Below are 19,877 nucleotides of genomic sequence, written 5' to 3'. Positions count from 1 at the left end.
GCCGCGATCTGGCACAACTTCCGCACCGGCCAGGCGGTCAGCCGCTCACTGACCGCCTACGACCACTGAACGCGTTCGGAAAGACTCGTCTAGGCGTCCGTCCCGCACGCGCGGGGGTGTTCCGCTGTGGAAAACCCGGCTTCCGGCTCCGAGCCCGTCCATCCCGCACGCGCGGGGGTGTTCCGCCCACGCCCGACCCCGGTACGGACCCGACGCCGTCCGTCCCGCACACGCGGGGGTGTTCCGCCGATCCTCGGAACGAGCGACATCTGCGCCGTGTCCGTCCCGTACGCGCGGGGATGTCTTGCGCGGATCCAGTGCCCGGTTTTGGCGGGCTACGGCAATGGCGAGTGCACTCGAGTCCGGCTGGGCACTGGCCACCTGCCGGGCCAGCTGCTGCGGCCGCCGCCGGGGGACCGGGTGACCAGGGGGCCCGGTCGGATCCGGGTCGTGGCCAGGGCTGCCGCCGTCAACAGCATCCACGGGTCACCGAAGGAGTTATTCGTCCGCTTGGTATGGACGACATGGTCCCAGATGAACGGTGCGTCCCAGCCTGCCTCCTCCGCGGCCACGGCCAGCGAGGCCACGGTACGCGCATCGGCGAAGTCTCCGTAGTTCGGAATATTCGCAGATAAGCGCATCCGGCCATGGTGCGGGGTGACACCCGGCACGAACTACCGTTTTTCAGCATCTACTCGGGCGACCATCGACCACAGCGCGACGTGCGCCACCGCCTACGCGGCGCAATAATCTGGACCTACGACCTCGCCAGGGCCGCCTCTTGATCGCAACCCCATACGCGCCCCAGTCGGCGTCTGAGACTTCCCCAGGAGCTACGCCTTCCCGCCCACCCCATACGGTGGGATAGAACGCTGGCTTTGGGCCGCCGCTTGCGGCCCCCGAACCACCGGGAACCACCGGCGCCGACGTATATCTGTGGATACCCGACCTGCGGTCCGAATGGGCTCGCAAACCGGTGCGCCTGGAAGACATCGAGCCCGGATCACGAGCCGAACGCGAGCTGCGCGACTCCGTATACAACGTCCTCATTGTCGGGCACGAATACCCCTCTCGCCCCCCGTGGGGGCGAAGTGGAGCGAGCTCGGCTGCGACGTGGCCGCCTTCCAGCACTCAGCCGTCTTCCAGCACGCCGACTCAGCAGGGCACGACAGGACAACGACTCCCAACTACGTCGAATATCAAGGAGATTCGCTTCATCGTACGTACACCGCACTGCTACGGTGCCCCACGTCGTCAGCGACTGTCAGGCGGCAGCCGCCACGGCATACCTGTCCCTGCTCTCCTCCCCTGATGCCCTGCACTTGCCTCGCATTTGGAGCGTTGATGCCCTTCTTAGGCGGTCTGTCTCAGCCCCAGAGCGCCATAGCGTTGTGCTTGTCCGTCCCGTCCGCTGCGGGCCTTCGCCAGCCGCGGTGCAGGACGCCGCAGTTTCGGGCATGTGGAGCTTGCGACAGGCCGGTGTGGCGCTGCCGCGCAGGCGGCTACCAAGCCCGCCCCGGCGGCCGGTTCGTTCCTCCTCCCGCCACGCTCCGACGGCCGGCTGATCGTGCCACGCCGCGCACGATGTCTGCCGTCCAGCCAGCTCTGCTGCCGGCGGGGGGTTCCCGCTGATGGTGAGCTACCACCCGGCCGGCCGTGACACCGCGCTCTACGCGGCGGTGCAGGACGTGAAGGCCGGGCACTGGATGCAGATGCGGCAGGTGCTGGCCCAGACGGGGACCTGGCGGGAGTGGACCGCTCGCACGCAGGTGCTGGGCGTAGCGGCGGCCCGGGGCAACGTGGTCGAGTTGTGGTTGCAGGAAGAGCCGCAGAGTGTCGCTGCTCGGGTGATGTACGCCAGGGTGACCACGGAGCGGGCGCTGGACGCCCATCGCAGCAGAGCGTCGGCGGAAGACCCGCGGCGGGTTCAGCAACTGGATGAGCTGGCGGGCAGGGCCCGGCAGGCATGCCGCAGGGCGGATGAACTGACTCCCGGGGATCCGGTGGCCCCGATCTGCTTGCTGGCCCTGGCCGAAACGGACACGGCCGGGCGTTTTCCGGAGCATTGTGTGGCTCCGCCGCCGCCGGATTTCCTGCTTCCCCATGGGCCGTGGGGATTGCTGGAAGCGGCGCACCGGCGGGATGGGTTCAACCGGGAGGCATGGCACCGCATGTTCCGGGTGCTTCAGGTCGGCCCGGGATCGGTGTATCTCAGCCGGCGGGCGGTCGCGATGGATTTCGCCCGCTGGTCGGTCTCCACGGCGCCGCTCGGCTCGCCGCTGCTTCTCCTGCCCCTCTACGCCCATGTGGAGGAGTACCGGGCTCGGCGGAGCAGAGGGGACATCATGCTGGGCCTGTGGTGGACCAATGAATCCATCACTCCGGCTATCGCCAAGGCTTTCGAGGGCTGGTTCTGCCGCTGTGACCCGGAGGCCGGTTCCACAACCGATCTGAACTATCTGGCCCATGCGCTGTCGGCGGGCGGTTTCCTGAAGGAGGCGGCTGCCGTATTCCAGGCCATCGGTGACTTCGCCACCCCGGCCCCGTGGCAGTACATCTCGCACGATGCGGACCGGTGGTGGGAGGAGTTCGAGGCGGCCCACAGCGCCTGCCTGCGGCGGCTCAAGTCGCCGCCCAGCACCGGAAGACGGCCGTGAATACCTGCCCGCTCCGCGGGCGGGCGCCGCCGTGCCGCACCGACGGCCCAGCATCCGCCCTGCCCCTGTCCCTTTCTGCTCTTTTCTGCGCGGAGTTTCTCGATGCGTACATCAGCACATGCACGATGGCAGCGGTCCGAGCCGCCGGACGACGACGAGCGGATACTCAAAGAGCTCGGCTATACCCAGCAACTGCACCGGCGCATGGGCGCCTTCGGTAACTTCTCCGCTTCCCTGTCGGTCATCTCCATCATGTCCGGGACGCTGCTGCTTTTCGGCTACGGCCTGAACAGCGGTGGGCCCGCGGTGGTGGTGTGGGGGTGGCTCGCCGTGGGGCCGCTGGTGCTGTGCCTGGCCGCGGCGCTGGCCGAGATCACCTCCCGCTATCCCACCAGTGGCGGCCTGTACTACATGGCCCGCCAGCTCGGCGGTGAGCGGTGGAGCTGGTACACCGGCTGGCTCAACCTGCTAGGGCTGCTCGGCGGGCTCGCGGCCCAGGACTACGGCATCGCGACCTTCACCGCCGCCTGGGCAAACCTGCAGTTCGGCTATGAGCCGACACCAAGATCCCTGCTGGTCCTGTGCGCAGTCATCCTCGCGCTGCACGCGGTCTTGAATCTCTTCGGTACCCGGCTGATGAACGTCCTGACGTCCCTGAGCGCGTGGTGGCACCTGGCCGGGGCCGTCGTCATCATCGGCGCCCTGACGCTCGTCCCCTCTCACCACCAGCCGACCGGCTTCGTGTTCTCCGAGTTCACCAACAACACCGGCTGGTCGAGCGCTCTTTACGTGATCCTGCTGGGCATGCTGCTGCCGTGCTTCGCCCTGGCCGGCTACGACACCTCGGCCCACCTGAGCGAGGAGACCAGTGGCGCTTCCGTGGCCGCGGCGCGCGGGATCGTCCGCTCGGTGGCGGTGTCCTGGATCGCCGGCGGGATCCTGCTGGCCGCCCTGCTGTTCGCCATCCAGGACTACGCCGGGACACTGGGCAGCCACACCGGAGTACCGGTGGCGCAGATCTTCCTGGACGCTCTGGGCACGGCGACGGCGAAGGCGTTGCTGCTGGTGATCATCGTTGCGCAGTTCCTGTGCGGCTACACCGTCACCGCCGCCGCCAGCCGCATGATCTATGCCTTCGCCCGGGACGGCGCCCTGCCCGGCTCGGCCCGCTGGCAGAAGGTCACCCGCCGCACCGCCGTCCCGGCCAACGCCGTGTGGCTCGCCGCCGGTGTCGCCTTCGTGCTGGCCCTGCCATCGCTGTATTCCGCCGAGGCGTTCTCGGCGGTGACCGCGATTTCCGTCGTGGGTTTCACCCCGGCCTACGCCATCCCGGTGCTGCTGCGACTGCGCCACCGGGACCGGTTCGTCCCCGGGCCCTGGCACCTGGGCCGCTGGAGCCGGCCGATCGGCTGGGTGGCCGTGCTCTGGGCAGCCGGGGCAACAGTGCTGTTCCTGCTGCCGCAGTCCAGCCCGGTCACCACCAAGAGCTTCAACTACACGCCCGTCGCCTTGCTGGTGGCCCTCGTCATGGCCGCCGTGTGGTGGCGCTTCGGGCGCCGTTCCTACGGTGTGCCCCGCTCCAGCACAGCGAACGCCCACGACCAGATCGAAGAGGCCGAGAACATCATCTGATGCCCTCACCACCACATGCCGCAAGCAGAGTCCCCACTGCCGCAGAGGCACCCAAGGCATCCACCACCACCGCTCAGGAGCCTTGCCAAGCACACCAACTCCTGGAGGCACCGTGACCGTTTCCGCGGAATCCATCGAATCGCTACAGCAGCTCACCACGGCCTGGCGGACCCTGGTGCTCGACCACGACGCGGACGCGGACGTGCGCGACCTTCCGGGCATTGCCGTCCGCTGGGCCGACAGCCGGTTCGGGTTCTGGAACTGCATCACCCTGACCGAGGAGGGAGCGGGAGCAGAGCTCCTCAGGCACCGTCTGAGCCAGGCCGCGGACATCATGCGGACAAAGAAGCACCCGGGCTTCCTGTGGCTCTTCGAAGACCTTCTCGACGACGAGGCCCGCTCCACGCTGGAGACGACAGCCGAGCAAGCCGGCCTCCAGTACGCCTTCCCCGGAACCGGCATGGCCGGCGACCTGCTCCCCCTCCCCGAACCCATCCACCCCGACCTGACGTTCACCCGCGTAGGCACCGACGAGCAGTTACAGGCCTACGCCGACCTCCAATCACGCGCCTACGGGCTCCCGTTGGAGGAAGCCCGCGAGGGCCTGGCCGGATCCGCGCTCTGGAAGAACGAGATCCACGCCTACCTGGCCCTGCGAGACGACGAACCGGTGGCATGCGCCGCCACGATCGAGGCACAAGGCCGCCTGTTCGTCTGCTACGTCGCCACGGACCCGCGGTGGCAGCGCAAGGGCTACGGCGAGGCGGTCACACGCAAGGCGCTGTACGAAGGCGCGCGGGCCACCGGGCTCACCCGCGCCACACTGCACGCCACCGCCGCCGGAGCCCCCGTATACCCACGCATCGGGTTCCAGCCGAACACACGCATCCACTTCTACAGCCTGAAAGGCTGATCCGATGAGGCAGCTCTCGTCAGACCGGGCATGCGAGGGCGTGCCACCGACGAGAGCCGCTACCGCCTTGCCACAGCACAGCGACAGCTTCCCCTTGGAATCCAGGAAGCACTCGCGGAAGTGTTCATGCCCGAGGCCGCGCCCCTCGGGCATGAACACCCGCTGAGCCTCCGCCAACTTGAATCACCTGTGGACAGCCGAGATCCTCGGCGAGGTCCACCCAACCGGCCGCACTTCCCGGCCTGGCCCCTGGACTCTCGGCTCTTGGAGCATGCCCGTCGGCTCGATCGCCGTCATCTGGGTGGCCTTCGTGACCGTGCGCTTCCTGCTCCCCTGGACACGCCAGACGGCCGGCCCGCGATCCAACGATCACACAAGGCACCGGCCCAGTCGCGGATGCCCATCGTGCCGTCCACGATCTTTGTCGGCGACGCGCGAATCGTGACCCACCACCGGCGCCCGAGAATTGACCCCCGATGCGTTAGTTGATCTTGTTAGTCGTTGTTGTTGGTCTCGGCGGGTGGGACGCGTCCGAGGTCGCGTCCGCGCATGCGGAAGCTGTCGCCGCGGAGGCTGATGACCTCCGCGTGGTGGACCAGGCGGTCGATCATTGCGGCGGCGACGTTGTCGTCGCCGAAGACCGCTCCCCACCGTCCGAAGGGCTTGTTGCTGGTCACGATCACGGACGCGCGTTCGTAGCGGCCGGAGATGAACTGGAAGAAGAGATTGGCCGCTTCCGGCTCGAACGGGATGTATCCGACCTCGTCAACGACGATGAGCGGGTAGCGGCCGAGGCGGGTGAGCTCGTCGGAGAGCTTGCCGGCGTTGTGGGCGTCGAGGAGGCGGGCGACCCACTGGGCGGCGGTGGCGAAGGCGACACGGTGGCCGGCCTGGCAGGCCCTGATGGCGATGCCGGTGGCGAGGTGGGTCTTGCCGGTGCCGGGCGGCCCGAGGAAGATCACGTTCTCCTTCCCGGCGATGAAGTCGAGGGTTCCCAGGTGAGCAATCGTTTCTCGCTTCAGGGACCGCTGGTGGTCGAAGTCGAAGTTCTCCAAAGACTTGCGGGCCGGGAAGCGGGCGGCCCGGATGCGGCCCTCGGCGCCGTGGGAGTCCCGGGCGGCGACCTCGCGCTGGAGGCAGGCGGCGAGGTATTCCTCGTGGCTCCACTCCTCGGCCCTCGCCCGCTCGGCGAGCCGGCCGGCCGCCTCCCGCAGGGAGGGGGCCTTCAACGCGCGGGTGAGGAAGGCGATCTCGGAGGTGACGTCCCGGCCGGTGCCGGCACTCTTCTTCGAGTTCGTCGTGGTCATGCGACTCCTTGTCCGAGTCCGCCGTCGATGACGCCGAAGATGCGGTCGTAGGTGTCCAGCGAGCGCATCTCGACCTCGAGCTTCTCCGCGGGCTCGGGCTTGTTGATGGTGGTGCGGGCGGCAGTGGCCGCGGCCGCGTGAGCGGGATCGGTGATGGTCTGGTGCTTGGCCCAGCAGCGGGTGTGACGGGCGACTTCGGTGCCGTCGCAGGTGACGAGGACCTGGTCGAGGTCGGCGGTCACCTCGACCCGCCGGCCGACGGCGAGCGGGTGGACGGAATAGTCGCAGGTGTCGAGGCGGACGTAGTGGTCACGCGGCAACCGCAGGCCGGACTTCCACCAGCCGGGCGGCGAGATCGGCGGGATGCCGAGCATCCGCGACCTGCCGGCGTCGAGCCGGTCCGCGGGCCTGGCCTGCAAGCTCCGGTGAAGGCGCCGGTTGGCCTTGGTGAGCCAGTCGGCGAGCTGGACGTTGAAGTCCGCCGGCGAGGTGAAGACCCGGCCGGGAAGGAACGAGGTCTCCAAGTACCCGTTCGCCCTTTCAACCAGTCCCTTCGCCTCGGAGTCACGGGGCTTGCACAAAATAATCCTGATTCCGAGCAGGCCGGCGAACGCGGCGAAGTCGTCCGTCAGCCGCGGGCCACCCGACCTCCACGAGCCCACGGCGCCCTCGTTGTCCCAGACCAGAGCCTTCGGAACGGCTCCGAGGCCGGTCATCAACCGCCAGTGCCCGGCGATCAGGTCGGCCGCGTTGCGCAACGGCAGCATCCGCGCGGTGATCCACCGCGAGTAGCCGCAGACCATCACCAGGACTGGCGGGCAGCCGGTCTGGCCGAAGCCCAGCGGGATCTCCGCGGGCGGGAACCACAGGTCGCACTGGGCGAGTTCGCCCGGTTCATAGACCGTCCGCGAGGCCGGGTCCGCCGGCAAGAACGCGGGCCGCAGCTCGCGGACGCGGTCCTTGAGTACGGTCATGCTCCGTTCCCAGCCGATCCGCTCGGCGATCACGGTTGCCGGCATGTCCGGCCACTGCTCGAGCAACTCCCGGATCGCCGGCTCGACCGCGTCCACGATCGAACCCTTCGCCGCCCGCTGGTACTTCGGCGGCGCATCACTGCCCACCGCCCGCCGCACCGTGTTCCTCGCGATCCCCAGCTTCCTGGCGATCGCCCTGATCGGCATCTTCTCGGCCCGGTGCAACCGCCGGATCTCGGCCCAGTCCTCCACGCTGATCACCCACCCTCCCGGCCTGGCCCAACGAGCCAGACCGCCAGAGGGGGTCAACTTTCAAACGTCGATACCGGTCCACTTTTCAAACGACGCCCACAGGGTTCTTGGTCCGGCGTAGAGATAGCACCTTCGCGGCCCGGTCGTGGTCTGTCTGTCCCGCACGCGCGGGGGTGTTCCGCCCTTGTCACCGAAGTGCTGGTAGAGGATGGGCGTACGTCCCGCACGCGCCGGGGTGTTCCAGGCCAGCCAGCCGGACCGTAGACCCCGTCCGGATCCATCAGCAGGGCCCCGGCCAACACAGCCCCACCATGCGTCAGGTGACCGCCGAGCGTGAACGCCCGATCCAGACCGGTATCGGGCTGCCGGTGGGCGAGGCGGCCGTCAGCATCAGCACGGTCTAGCATCAGCCCCGCCCACGACCGTGCACCCAGACGCTTCCGCCGACACGGATCATGCGGCGGGAGCTGGGGACAGTGGTGGAACTCGTCGGAGCCGGCGATCAGGCGCAAGCCAGGACCAAGCTGCAGCTACCCGCCATTGCCCCCTGTACGCCAGCCATTTGGCATCCGACATCCACATCCCCTCCCCGGCTCGTAAGGTGGACCACATGCCACCACCGGACACCGCGGGAACAGCGGCAAAGAAGATGCAAAGGCGTTGCTGAAGCGCAGGTCAGAAAGCGTCCGTCCCGCACGTGCGGGGGTGTTCCGTAGGCGTCGGGGTCAACACGTTCGCCCACGTGGTCCGTCCCGAACGCGCGGGGGTGTTCCGCCAGCCATTGGGTAATTGGAGCGATGCGGGGGTCCGTCCCGCACGCGCAGGGGTGTTCCGTCCTCCCGCGGCTCCAGCCTGTCCATCCGCCCAGTCCGTCCCGTAGGCGCGGGGGTGTTCCGCAGGCGAAGGAGCGGTCCATCCACCGGGCCACGTCCGTCCCGCACGCGCGGGGGTGTTCCGTCCATGCCCCGGTCAACGATCCGGCCCGCCCCGTCCGTCCCGCACGCGCGGGGGTGCTCCGTCGCCTTCCGCAGTCAGCTTCGGCAATTCTGGGTCCGTCCCGCAGGCGCGGGGTGTCCGGTACCTTGGATCTCCGCCCGCCGGGCGTGCCCGGGGAAGCCGGCCGCGCCGTCGTCGCCGCAATGTCCGACCGCCGCTTCCCCGCCTACCACGGCCCCGTATCCGAACCCAGCTGCCACCCCCTCCTCGTGGCCGGCACCCTCCAGAGAGCCTCGCAGATCGTCACCGGCCCGGACCGCATAGAGATGACCACCCGCTTCGCCGACTTCGCCGCACCGATCCTGACCAAGCGAGCCCACGTCTGGGGCATAAACGAGCTCCTCCACGTCCCCTGGCACGAGAGGACCCTCCTCCCACCGCGCGGTATACACCGCCCTCGTCAATCGAGGCGTCGTACGCGACAAGTGGTATCTGGGCACTCGCCCTTGCTCGCACCCGATCCGCACCCACGGTTCAGGACAACCCGACCCATGAGCCAGCACGCTGGACGGCCCCACAGCACACGGGCTCAGAAAGCCGCACAGCAGCGCCACTGAAGTAATGCCTGAAACGCTGAAGAACCCACTGCAACTTCGCTTGAAACACTGAAGCACTGGGCGACTCCCGACACCGGCCAAACTGACAGGACTTGTGCTCCGAACGCGTTTCACTAGTAGTGAAAGCGCCCGGGTGGGCGATATCTTCGCGAAGATCGCCCGATTCGTGATCTTGAGGTCGCACCTACGGAAGCCACCCCGCACGCGCAGCCGACGACGAGCCGGGCCGCGATAAAAGACCTGGTCAGCCCCCTAGGGAAGATCCGTCGTGGCTCTCGGCCACGCCCTTGTTGCCCCACCCTCGCGCTCCCCCAGGGCAGCGAACCGCCCAAGCAGCCGCTCGGGCCGGCGAGGAGCCTTCCCGGTACGGTCTCGGTGGCAGAGCGGGGGAACCATGGGCCGCAGGGCATCGAAGAAGACGCCGCCGAAGGCGACGCGGGAGCGCCGTCCGGCGCGGCAGTTGCACGGCGTCGACCCCCGCGTTCTCGCGGGGCAACTGTACGAACTGCACGCCCGCGCCGAACGCGAGGGGGATCAGGGGTATTTGGAGCGGTGGCCGGGTGACGGGGAGACGCACGGCGTCCTGCTGTTTGCCCAGGTACACGCGGACCGCTTGAAAGGCGAGGCGTACCAGCAGGCGGCGCTTTTGCGGATCACGCTGGCCGAGTGGCTGCGGCAGCAGGCCGACCCGCTCCAGCTGCGCGCGCTTGACGATGCCCGCGGCGCGGGCGTGCAGTGGGATCAGGTGGCGCTGGCCCTCCAGTACGTCAACGCCGACGGCGAGCCGAATCCCTCCAGCGCGTTTAACCGGCACGCGAGCCTGAAGGTTGCCGTGCTGGGGCGTCCGGAGGACCGGCGGCAGCCGCACGTCGCGCGGATCATCGAGGCCCGGACCGTCCGCGAGGAGCAGGAGCAGCGCGAACGCGAACGTGTCGAGGACGCCCGGTATCCCGCGGTGGACGCGGCCGCGCGGGCGCTGCTGCGGCACTACGAGAGCGGCGAGATCCTTAGCGATCCGGATGACGATTTCTGGTGGAGCGAGCTCGCCGAGGTCGTCGATGACCGACGAAACGCCTCGGAGCGCGCGGCCTTGGTGGTGTACGTGCGTGGCGTGGTGCGCGAGACCTACGCGTACGCGAAACGCACCGGCCGGCCTCCGGCGGCCACCGACCAGGCCAGGCAGGTCCTGGAGGCAGCGGACGCACTCCGCGTCGACGACTGAGCAGCGGCCGCGGATGCGCGACGGGCTCGGGGCAGACTCGATCCGGGTCTATGTGCTTCCCCTGCTGACCGGGGGTCAGTATGTACGGCCGGGCCATGGGTCCCGCCCGTCTCGGTGCGATCGGCCGTAGGGGGGCGTTGAGCTCCCGGTGGTGAGACGTTGGGCTGGGTCTGGCTGTTGGCACCGATCGTAGGGGGGTAGCGTGCGAACAGCCTCCGCAGCATTGGGCACAAGATGCGGCAAAGGAGCTGCTAAAGCGCGAAGTGTCCGTCCCGCAGGTGCGGGGGTGTTCCGCCTCCGGGGGCCCATAACGGCGTTATGACTCAGTCGGTCCCGCACCCACGGGGGTGCACGGGGACCGGCCGAACGTCACCTGATCCGTTGCACACGCACGGGGTGTTGCACCGTGGCTGACCTCGTGTAGAAAGTGGCCACTCTTGCCCGCCCCATGCGTGCGGGTGCTCCGTCGCGGTGCGCCTTGGTTCCAGGTCAGCGAGCGAAGGATGCCAGTTTGGCCAGGTGGCCCATGAAGATGAGGTTGACGATGCGGCCGCTGGCGCCGTTGCGGTTCTTTGCCACGATGGCCTCTACCTCGCCGGCCTTGGGGCCGGTGTCGGTGCCGTCTTCGGCGAGTTCGCGGTGGAGCAGGATGATGATGTTGGAGTCCTGCTCGATGGCGGAGGATTCCTTGAAGTCGGAGACAAGGGGGCGGCGTCCGACGGCTCCGCGGTTGAACTGGGCGAGGGCGACGACCGGTACCTGGAACTCCATGGCGATCAGCTTCAGGCCCCGGCTGATCTCGGCGACCTGCTGGGCGCGGCTGTCGGATGCCTTGCCGCCCTCGGGAGTCATGAGCTGGAGGTAGTCGGCGACGACGATGGCGGGCGGGTTTCCCCGGGCGGTCATCCACCGCAGGCGGGCCCGGACTCTGGAGAGGGTCAGGTTGGCCGAGTCGTCCAGGACGAAGTTCTTGGCGTTGGCCAGCCGGTCGGAGACTGCGGCGATGCGGTTCCAGTCGGCGTCGGTGAGTTTGCGGCGGATCAGGCGGTCAAGGTTGACCCCGGCCTCGGCGGCGGTCAGGCGGGCCATCAGTTCACTGCCGCCCATCTCCATGCTGGCGACCAGTGCGGGCTTGCCGTGCTTCAGCGCGACGTGTGCGGCGAGGTTCATGCCGAACAGCGACTTGCCACCTGCGGTCGCGGCGCCGACCGTCACCAACTGGCCCGGCTTGAGCTGGATGATGTCGTTGATGTCGGGCCAGGGGGTGTCCAGCGAGGTGGGGTCGGCGCCGGCCTGGAGTTCGTCGAGGAAGCCCTCCCAGCGGTCGGCGACGGACAGCAGGGGTGCGGCGTCGGCTGTACCGGTGGCCGCGGCCTGGACCTCGGCCATCGCTGCTTCCACGATCTGGTCGGCGTCTTCCAGGCCGGCGTAACTCATGGCCACCATGCGGGTTCCGGCCTCGATGACGCGGCGCAGGGCGGCCTTCTCGCGGATGATGTCGGCGTAGTAGGCGGCGTTGGCGGCGGTCGGGACTGTCTGGACCAGGGTGTGGAGGTAGGCGGCGCCGCCGACTTTGTTGAGCTGACCGCGCTTGGTGAGTTCGGCGGCGACGGTGATGGGGTCGATGGAGACGGCGTCGGTGCTGGCGCCGTACATGTCGAGGATGACGCTGTAGATGGTCTGGTGGGCGGGGCGGTAGAAGTCGGTTATCTCGCGGAGGGTGGCGGCGACGTCTTCGATGGCCTGGCTGGAGAGCATCAGTGCGCCGAGGGTGGACTGTTCGGCTTCCAGGTCGTGGGGCATGTCGCGTGGCAGTGCCCCGTCCTGCGGTGAGGGCGCGGCCTCGTGGGAGGCGGTGGGGTGGGGCAGGTCTGCGACGCTCACGGGTGGGTTCCCATTCCGGGTGTGTGGGGCGGTTGTGGGCAAGGGAGTGGGGTCAGGAGACAGCGGACAGCGGCGGGCGGGAGGAGGGGTGGCACTGCGGGCAGGGGGTGACCACGGTGTAGCCCTGGTCGTCGGGGGTGCTGCGCATGCGGGTCACTTCGTCGCACTCCAGGGCGCCGCAGTAGGGGATTCCGCCGGATTCACGCTGGGCGGGGACCGGGGCGGTGGGTGAGGTAGAGCGGTTGAAGCGTGTGAGGCGTTTCTTGCAGTCGGGGTGGAGTGCGGCGCGGCCGAGGTCGTGCCAGGTTCGCTCGCCGGCGAAGCGGGCGATGATGCGGAGCATTTCGGGGCTGGGGTAGTCCATGCAGAGGTCAGGGATCTGTTCGGTGAGCTGGCGGCGTGTGGAGGCGGGGGGGGGGGGGCGGTCGGCGCCGGCTGCCCAGGCGTCGAGGACGAGCTGGACGGCGGCCTCAGCCCCGGTTTCGTGAGGGGGCTGCTCTCGCTTGGTCGTGGTCCGCCCCGTGCTCTCTCTCTTGGCGGGTGTAGGCGTGCTGGAGGGGCCGGGAGCGGCGGGGAGAGAAGAACTTCTTTGGGGGGCTTCTTTGGGGGCGGCGTTTTCGCTGGTCAGAGGCTTGGCGGCAACTTTTTTCCGACTGGGCCGGACGGATTTCCGTTCAGGCTGGTCGGAAATCCGTCCATCGAGGTGACCTGGGGCTTCGTGGCTTGTGTCCTGGTCGTTTCGATGGGCGGATTTCCGGCTGTCGACTCTGGTGACGCCGTTGGGGGTGCGGGTGTGGGTGGGCGGCTGTGGCGGGTTCTCGCGCCAGTCGGGGGTGTAGGCGTCCAACTTGTCCCATACGTTCCGCCAGCCCGTATAGGCGTCCGGCGGCAGGTCGTTGACCTGGTACCTGCGGTAGGTGTTCTGGATGGCGCCCTTGCCGGCGGAGGTCACCAGCCGGCCGCCGTCGGGGTTGGTCACCAGGTTCCATTGTGCGAGCACGCGCAGCGCGTCCTTGATCATCGTGGGGCTGGCGGGCTTGCCGTTGATTCCGGGCAGCAGCCAGCACAGCTGGTCGAGGGACATCCGGCGCAGGCCTCCGCCCATGCGGCGTGCGGTCTCGGAGACCATCGAGCGCAGCAGCAGGTACAGGTGCAGGGCGGTCCGGGAGAGCTCCGCGTGCAGCAGGATCCAGTCGCGGACCTGGGTGTAGGACCAGTAGTCGGTGATGTCACCCGTGAACTCGATGAGCTCCTCGGGCTCGTTGGACCCGCCTGGTGATTGGCTCATCGCGCTACCGCCGTGTGGATGGCGAGCCGGATGCCGTCACGGGGCGCGTGGGCGGCTGTCTGGGCGCTTGGGCTGTCGGTGTGCGCGCGAGGGGAGATGGCGGTGCTGATGTTCAGGTCGTACATGGTGGCGGTATTCACCCCGAAGATCGGGGAGTCGCACACCGGCGGCGTTACCAGATGAGTGACACCGGACACGCGTACTGCCGCGCAGTCGGAGTGTCTGGCATTCTGGTACCGGTGACCGGGCCCCCAGGGGTCGGGAGCCCGGCGTTACCGCCGACGTACGACTCAAGCTTGTGGAAGGGCGGGAGTCGTCTTCTTTGATGGCCGTCCTGTTGGCGCAGGGCGGCCATCGCCCTTTTACGGGGGACGAGCGGGCGTGGCCCGGCCCGTCGTCGTCCTGCTGCGCGCGGACCGAGCACGCACCGCGGGCCTTGGGTGCGGTCGTTGCGCAGGAGCGAGGCTGCCGGCCGGGCGGCAGCTACGGCGGCCGGGCGCCCGGCAGTGCGGGCGGTTGCCGGTGTGCGTCGGTACCGTGCTCACTGCGGGCACCTTTCGTGAGACGCGGTCAGGCTTGCGGTCACCGTTGGCCACCAGTACGGCTTGGTCGGCTGGTTCTGTGCATCGCGGAGCGAACTGCTGTGCTTCCACGGGACATCTTCCTCCACTGAACCAAGGCGTATTGGTGTGAATAACCGGCGTGTTGGGATGCGTTGGTGCCGGTCGGTTTGCTCGGCTGCGCCAGGGACAGCCGCTGTCCGCCGACCGGAGCCCGTCGTTTCGGTGGTGGGACCGACGGCTGGCGTCACACCAGTTCGAGCAGTCCTTCGGCCAGCTGCTTGAGGTGAACCGGCTGCATGTGCCCGCGCAGGATGCGCAGGACCTCCGCCGGATCGTCCCAGGGCAGGACTGCGGCTGTGTCCCTGGCCGGTTCGGTGACGGGGGGCTGTTCCACCGGTCGTTGCGCTGCCGTACGGGCCGAGGGCAAGGGCGATGCGGCTGCTGCCGGCCCAGGCTCTATGCTCGCGCTCATAACGCCGTTATGAGCGCGCCCTGCATCGCCCCGGGGCACGACGGCCTCGGCGGGAGCGGAAGCGGCCTCCGCCGTCTGCTGGGCATCCTTCGCCCGCCGCTGGCGCTTCTCCTCCGACTTGAGCCTGGCGGCTTCCGCCCGGGCATCGGCCTCCACCCGCTGCTCCTCGGGCGACAGCCGGCTCAGACCCCGCACATGCTCGACCTTGCGCAGGCCCGCTTCCAGATCCGCCTGCAGCGTGGGATCCAGCTCCAGCAGGGACAGACGCTGTGAGATGAAGGCCTGGGTGACTCCCAGACGCTTGGCGGTCTTGCCCTGGGACCCGTAATGCTTCACCAGCTTCTCGAGAGCTGCGGCCTCTTCGAGGTCGGAGAGGTTCTCGCGCTGGTAGTTGGCTACGAAAGCGGCTTCGAGCAGGCTCTCGTCCGAGGACGCGAAGTCGTCGTTGACGACGTACTTGATGCTCTTCAGCCCGGCCTCGCGTGCGGCGGCCAGACGGCGGTGACCGTCCACGACCACGTACTGCGCCCCGGGTTCGAGCTCGCCGGCGCGTTGCGGCCGCTCCTTGAGGTAAGCCTCGACATGGGCGACGGTGATGGCCTGGACGAGGCCGATCTCCCGGATGGTCGCCGCCAGGTCCGAGACGTCTCCGACCACTTCGCGTGGGTTGTCGGGGTTCTGGCTGATGACTGTCAGCGAGAGTTCGGCCGGCGCGAGTCCTTCCGCTCCCGAGGTCGGGGCCTCGGTGATGGCGGCGATCGCGGCGCGGCGGGCACTGACCGGCCGGGCCTGGGCGAAGGAGGTGCCTGCTCCGAGGCGATCGGCTGCCCTGGTCACGAGATCTCCCTTGCGAGCGCGCGCATGTTGGCTGCTTGTTCACTGGCGGGGGCGTAGGCGAGCAAAGGCCGTTTGACCCGGACGGCCTCTCGCTGTTCCCGTAGTTCGGGGATGACGCCCACGACACGCGGGTCCTTGAGGTTCTTCCAGGACTCGAGGGAAGAGGTGGTGACGAACCCGCGGCGGGCGTCGTACAGGTTGACGATGAGTCCGAGGTAGTCCAGTTCCAGGTCCATGTCGCTGCGGAGGTCCTCGATCTGCGCGATCAGGAGCTCATAGGCATCGGCGGAGCTGTCCTCGGCCTGGACGACGATGCCGACGCCGGACGAGCCAGGGGCTTCCCCTTCTCGCCGTCGGCCGTAGTACACGGCGGCGTCCATGCTCATGCCCAGGCTTGGCGGGCAGTCGATGACGATGACGTCGTAGTCCCCTTCGAGGGGGGCGAGGGCCCGCTCCAAGGCGGCCTCCCGGACGCGGACCCGGGACAGGATGACGTCGAGGAGGAAGGCGTCCGTGCAAGCCGGCAGCAGGTGCAGCCGGTCCCCGAAACGGTCTTCCTCGATGGGGACGACCAAGTCGCTGATGTCGCCCTTGGGTTCGCCTCCCATGTGGTTGGCGAGGCTGTCCCCGCCAATGGGAAGGCGGACGTGCCCGAGCTGCTGAGTGAGGTGTCCCTGGGGGTCGAAGTCGACCATGAGGACGCGGAAGCCCAGTCCGGCGAGTATCTGGACGTCCTCTTGGATGCCCGCTTCCGTCATCTGGCGGTGAACGCGGACGGAGTGCTGGCTGTGCGGGTCCTCGGCGTACGCCTGGGCGAGGCCGGCCGCGATCGTCGTCTTGCCGACGCCGCCCTTCTGGTTGCAGATGATCTTGCGCTGGACGATCGAAGGACGGGCGTCAGTGGGTTCCGGGTTCTGGTCGAGCCACAACTGCACGGACTGGGCCAGCCCTTGGATGAGGGAGACTTCCCTTTTGACGGACTCCGCCTTGAACCCTTCCCACTGCCCCTCGGGCAGCCAGGTGGCGAAGGACTCGGCACCACTGGTGTCCACCGGTGTGAGGTTGACTCCCAGGCCCCGCCAGGCGGTGATGCCCGCCTCCACGGCATCCTGGATGTCGATGCCGAGCTGGGCGGTGCGGACCTTCAGATTCTGTTTCAGCGAAGCCGGAAGCTTGGATACGACCTTCTCGCGGCCGCTCTGAGGCGTTGTCATGGCAGAAGCTTACTAACGTGTGTGGCCTCGGATGCAAGTATGGCGTTAGTGTCTCCAAGGTTCACCTGGTTAGACGGAGGTGGTGTCGTGGAACCCACAGTGGCGTTGTGGCTTATCGGGGTGACGATGGCTCGGTTGACGGGCCTCAACTCCCGAGAATCTGCGACTCGGTGAGGCCGTGTCAGCCCCTTCCGGGCCGGCCGGTCGGCGAGCAGCCGGTCTCTGAGAGGCCTCAGCACTGTGTCTCCGATCCCCTGGCAGTCGCCAGGCACCATCGTCGCTCTGAACCAGCGGGCTGACCTTGCGGGCCGGCAGAGGATGACGTCCGTCTCGCCCGACGAATATGTGAAGCCGTTGGGGAGAGACGTGGAAGGCTCTGCCATGCGCAGTCACCGGTAAGCGTGCAGCTGGACCCGCCGGCAACGCAGACCACCGGGGGGATGCGCTCGGCCGACCTGCCTCCGCGTCATTATCCAGCGATATGACGGCCGATACGGCGAATCCGAGGAGGCGAAAAGCCGCAGGAGGCCCGCTGACGTCCTCACAGCAGCCAGGTGATCCGATCACACCAGACCCTCTCCGAAAGGCTGCGAGAGCCCCCGTTCTGGGCGTCGCTTTTCGGCGAGAGCAGGCGAAATTCGCAGTTTCATCGTTTTGTCGTCCCGCCAGGTTCGGCTCTCAGGATCGGAAGAAGAGGGAAGAGGAGCGCGGCTGTGCCGTGGCAAGCAGCACACGCATGACGGGCAAGCACAGATCACGGCAGTGACATGGCCGACGATGGGTAGAGCCGGTCAGTCCCAGGAGTTGAAGAGAGTGGCACCCAGACTCATCGGCCGCCAGTAGCTGACCTGCCGCAGCTCGGCCGCGGACAGACCAGAGACGTCCGCTGCCGCCAGCGGAGAGCGGAGCTGCACCTCACCCAGCACCACGAAACCGAAGTCACCAAACGCGGCGCTCCACACAGGAGGCTCGACGAACTCGTCGGTGTACCCATACCGTCTGCCGGCAACGAACGCGATCAGTGGCTGATACGCGTGGAACAGCATGACGTGCATGCCGCCCGGGTCACTGATCGTGGCGCTGTGGAAGCTCTGCGGGTCCTCCTGCTCGGCAAAGTACCCGACTCGGCCGCGCGCAGCCCGGGCAGCGGCGTACCAGGCGGTGCGGCACATCGTGAGCCTGGTCATGCGCAGAGGCGGGTCGTGCCGGTCACGGAAACCCGTCGCACCCTTCTCGAGGCGGAAGCTGGCCTGCTGACTATCCATCATTGCCAACCTACTGACGAGCAGACTGCGGGAACAACACTCATCCCGTGCCGACCGAGGACACCGCCACCGCCGCCGGGCAGGCTCGTGCACATTGCCCCACGAAGGCCTGACAGCCTGCCGGCTCGTTCCGTAGAGCAGGTGAGGGAACTGCCCCCTGCTGCCAAGCGTTTGCCCCGGCCGACTGCCATTGACCTTCTCGCCCAGCAGGCTGAGCACGTCGTAGCACACAGCCTGGCTTCGGCCTTCCAGCCACTGCACCGTAGCCACGAGGCTCGCCGTACGGTACTCCTTGCCAGCGCTTGTCCACCCACAAGGCTCCTGCCACCGTGCCCGCCACCCTCCCGGCCCACGGCCAGGCCCAGCCGCGCCGGTTTTGTTTGTTGTAGTCGCGTGAAGCGTGAGCATCGTTCCGCCATGCCCCCGATTGTGCGATGCACCCCAGCACGTGCACATGAGTACAGGAACTCATCTCCGCGTGTACAGATCCTGCGTTGCTGCAACCACATGCCTGCACAACATCGCGAGGAAGTCAGTGCCGAAACGCGGTGGAATCGCTCCACCCTCACTATCGCTGCTGAGCAGTGACCTCGCTGAGCGTCGACAGCGGCCACAGCTCTCTGAAGATGGAGCCTTCTACCCGTCGAGCAGGACGCGATAGACGGTCGACTGCCTGGCTTGGAAGCCGAGACGCTCATAGAGCCGGTTCGCTGCCGCACGATCCGGCCGGGAGGTGAGATCCACCGTCTGTGCACCGGTCTCCCGGGCAATCCGCAAGGCCTCCTGCGTTAGGAGGCGGGCGACTCCCTGGCCTCGGGCCCCACTGTCAAAGACCGCGTCTTAGATGCGTGCGCGCAATCCAGACGGCAAAGACAACAACACCAGAGTCAGGGTTCCGACGATTGTCTGGGACGTCCGGGCGACGAGCACCGTGTTGGCGTCACACGTCACCATCCGGTCGACCGCTTCGTAGTCAAGCGGCTTCGCCGTCGAGGACAGCTGCGGCAACAGTCGGCCAGAAGCGTCGACGAGTTCCTGGCTCGCTTTCCTGATGACGTCTACACGAACGTCCATGCCGTGAGCCTATCCGTCGCCCAGGCACGACACCGGTGAGATGGCAACCATGTCATCTGAGACGGAACACCAGCTGAGCTTCCTCCAGTCCGGAGACCTGACGTCCGGCACAACGAACCAAGTCCATGAGTCTCACCCAAGTCCACGCAGGTCGGCGGCATGCGGACGACTAACTTCGTTGAGAGCACAGAGAGGGCCCTCGGACTCCGTGAGGGAGACATCGGAACACCCCCGCGCCTGCGGGACGGACCAGCCGATCAGCGTGTTGGTGCTGTTGCCCAGCGGAACACCCCCGCGCCTGTGGGACGGACGCGAGAGGAGCAAGGCGGACGAGGCGGTGAACGGGAACACCCCCGCACCTGCGGGACGGACTCCAGCTCCCTCTTCTCCGCCTTCTCCTCACGCGGAACACCCCCGCGCCTGCGGGACGGACACTTCCTGACCTGCGCTTTAGCAGCCCCTTTGCCATCTCTTGGCTGGCGCTGCTGTGGAGGCTGTTCGCATGCCGCTCCCCCTACGGTCGGTGCCCATAGTCAGGCCGACCGAACGCGACCATCGGCGAGACAAATCCGGCGGTCGCTTCCACTCTCAGTGTCCGCACCCGCCACAGCCTGGCAGACTCAGGACGGGCCCTCGTCGCGCAGGCAGCGCCGCTGGTCGGGAACACCCCCGCAGGGGGCGTATCCGGGACTTTGTGTAAGTCCCTGGCTTTCATGTGGCGTTGAGCCGGTCCTCGAAGAAGAGTGAGAACTGGTTCAGCGCCTTCTTCC

At 67.9% G+C, this 19,877-nt stretch carries 11 protein-coding genes and 1 pseudogene; 4 read left to right on the top strand and 8 right to left on the bottom strand.

What is annotated here, in order from left to right; genetic code table 11:
• Nucleotides 1–1,631: 1,631 nt before the first annotated feature.
• From ACIHFE_RS34210 to ACIHFE_RS34200, 3 genes are all read left to right on the top strand, one after another.
• The gene (locus ACIHFE_RS34210; RefSeq protein ID WP_400112937.1) at nucleotides 1,632–2,657 is read left to right on the top strand and encodes a hypothetical protein; all 1,026 of its coding nucleotides are present in this window, start codon (nucleotides 1,632–1,634) and stop codon (nucleotides 2,655–2,657) included.
• A 102-nt stretch (nucleotides 2,658–2,759) separates the two neighbouring features.
• Nucleotides 2,760–4,289, top strand: a complete 1,530-nt coding sequence (locus ACIHFE_RS34205; protein WP_400112935.1) for an amino acid permease — start codon at nucleotides 2,760–2,762, stop codon at nucleotides 4,287–4,289.
• Nucleotides 4,290–4,401: 112 nt separating this feature from the next.
• Nucleotides 4,402–5,202, top strand: coding sequence for a GNAT family N-acetyltransferase (locus ACIHFE_RS34200; protein ID WP_400112933.1), 801 nt, complete (start codon nucleotides 4,402–4,404; stop codon nucleotides 5,200–5,202).
• Nucleotides 5,203–5,696: 494 nt separating this feature from the next.
• Here the strand turns inward: ACIHFE_RS34200 and istB are convergent, their stop codons facing one another.
• Together istB and istA are read right to left on the bottom strand one after the other, a co-directional pair.
• The gene (gene istB, locus ACIHFE_RS34195; protein ID WP_400112931.1) at nucleotides 5,697–6,509 is read right to left on the bottom strand and encodes an IS21-like element helper ATPase IstB; all 813 of its coding nucleotides are present in this window, start codon (nucleotides 6,507–6,509) and stop codon (nucleotides 5,697–5,699) included.
• The gene (gene istA / locus ACIHFE_RS34190) at nucleotides 6,506–7,744 is read right to left on the bottom strand and encodes an IS21 family transposase (protein WP_400112930.1); all 1,239 of its coding nucleotides are present in this window, start codon (nucleotides 7,742–7,744) and stop codon (nucleotides 6,506–6,508) included. Before istA ends, istB begins: the two co-directional genes overlap by 4 nt.
• Before the next feature lie 1,938 nt (nucleotides 7,745–9,682).
• Here istA and ACIHFE_RS34185 point away from each other — a divergent pair.
• Nucleotides 9,683–10,510, top strand: a complete 828-nt coding sequence (locus ACIHFE_RS34185; RefSeq protein WP_400112927.1) for a hypothetical protein — start codon at nucleotides 9,683–9,685, stop codon at nucleotides 10,508–10,510.
• A 489-nt stretch (nucleotides 10,511–10,999) separates the two neighbouring features.
• Here the strand turns inward: ACIHFE_RS34185 and ACIHFE_RS34180 are convergent, their stop codons facing one another.
• The 6 genes and pseudogenes from ACIHFE_RS34180 to ACIHFE_RS34155 all read right to left on the bottom strand — a co-directional run bounded on the left by ACIHFE_RS34180 (nucleotide 11,000) and on the right by ACIHFE_RS34155 (nucleotide 19,107).
• Nucleotides 11,000–12,394 carry a replicative DNA helicase gene (locus tag ACIHFE_RS34180; protein WP_400112925.1) on the bottom strand — a complete coding sequence of 465 codons (1,395 nt, stop codon included), beginning with the start codon at nucleotides 12,392–12,394 and terminating at the stop codon, nucleotides 11,000–11,002.
• A 52-nt stretch (nucleotides 12,395–12,446) separates the two neighbouring features.
• On the bottom strand, nucleotides 12,447–13,682 hold the full coding sequence (locus ACIHFE_RS34175; RefSeq protein WP_400112922.1) for a hypothetical protein: 1,236 nt from the start codon (nucleotides 13,680–13,682) through the stop codon (nucleotides 12,447–12,449).
• An 807-nt stretch (nucleotides 13,683–14,489) separates the two neighbouring features.
• Nucleotides 14,490–15,554, bottom strand: coding sequence for a ParB/RepB/Spo0J family partition protein (locus tag ACIHFE_RS34170; RefSeq protein WP_400112920.1), 1,065 nt, complete (start codon nucleotides 15,552–15,554; stop codon nucleotides 14,490–14,492).
• Nucleotides 15,551–16,768 carry a ParA family protein gene (locus ACIHFE_RS34165; protein WP_400112918.1) on the bottom strand — a complete coding sequence of 406 codons (1,218 nt, stop codon included), beginning with the start codon at nucleotides 16,766–16,768 and terminating at the stop codon, nucleotides 15,551–15,553. The genes ACIHFE_RS34170 and ACIHFE_RS34165 overlap by 4 nt, the downstream gene beginning before the upstream one ends.
• Before the next feature lie 791 nt (nucleotides 16,769–17,559).
• Nucleotides 17,560–18,033: a hypothetical protein gene (locus tag ACIHFE_RS34160; RefSeq protein ID WP_400112916.1), complete on the bottom strand. Its 474-nt coding sequence runs from the start codon at nucleotides 18,031–18,033 to the stop codon at nucleotides 17,560–17,562.
• Nucleotides 18,034–18,669: 636 nt separating this feature from the next.
• A pseudogene (locus ACIHFE_RS34155) lies at nucleotides 18,670–19,107 on the bottom strand (GNAT family N-acetyltransferase).
• Nucleotides 19,108–19,877: the final 770 nt, after the last annotated feature.

It is taken from the genome of Streptomyces sp. NPDC052396 (genome assembly GCF_044593195.1).
Taxonomy (GTDB): domain Bacteria; phylum Actinomycetota; class Actinomycetes; order Streptomycetales; family Streptomycetaceae; genus Streptomyces.
Note: the sequence above shows the minus strand (reverse complement) of the source record. Positions and strands in the feature narration are given on the sequence as shown.

What these genes read in the sequence shown, in the direction of transcription:
- ACIHFE_RS34205 (WP_400112935.1), top strand. Translation starts at nt 2,760, where the DNA reads ATGCGTACATCAGCACATGCACGATGGCAGCGGTCCGAGCCGCCGGAC.
- ACIHFE_RS34165 (WP_400112918.1), bottom strand. Translation starts at nt 16,768, where the DNA reads ATGACAACGCCTCAGAGCGGCCGCGAGAAGGTCGTATCCAAGCTTCCG.
- ACIHFE_RS34210 (WP_400112937.1), top strand. Translation starts at nt 1,632, where the DNA reads ATGGTGAGCTACCACCCGGCCGGCCGTGACACCGCGCTCTACGCGGCG.
- ACIHFE_RS34160 (WP_400112916.1), bottom strand. Translation starts at nt 18,033, where the DNA reads ATGGATAGTCAGCAGGCCAGCTTCCGCCTCGAGAAGGGTGCGACGGGT.
- ACIHFE_RS34185 (WP_400112927.1), top strand. Translation starts at nt 9,683, where the DNA reads ATGGGCCGCAGGGCATCGAAGAAGACGCCGCCGAAGGCGACGCGGGAG.
- istB (WP_400112931.1), bottom strand. Translation starts at nt 6,509, where the DNA reads ATGACCACGACGAACTCGAAGAAGAGTGCCGGCACCGGCCGGGACGTC.
- ACIHFE_RS34175 (WP_400112922.1), bottom strand. Translation starts at nt 13,682, where the DNA reads ATGAGCCAATCACCAGGCGGGTCCAACGAGCCCGAGGAGCTCATCGAG.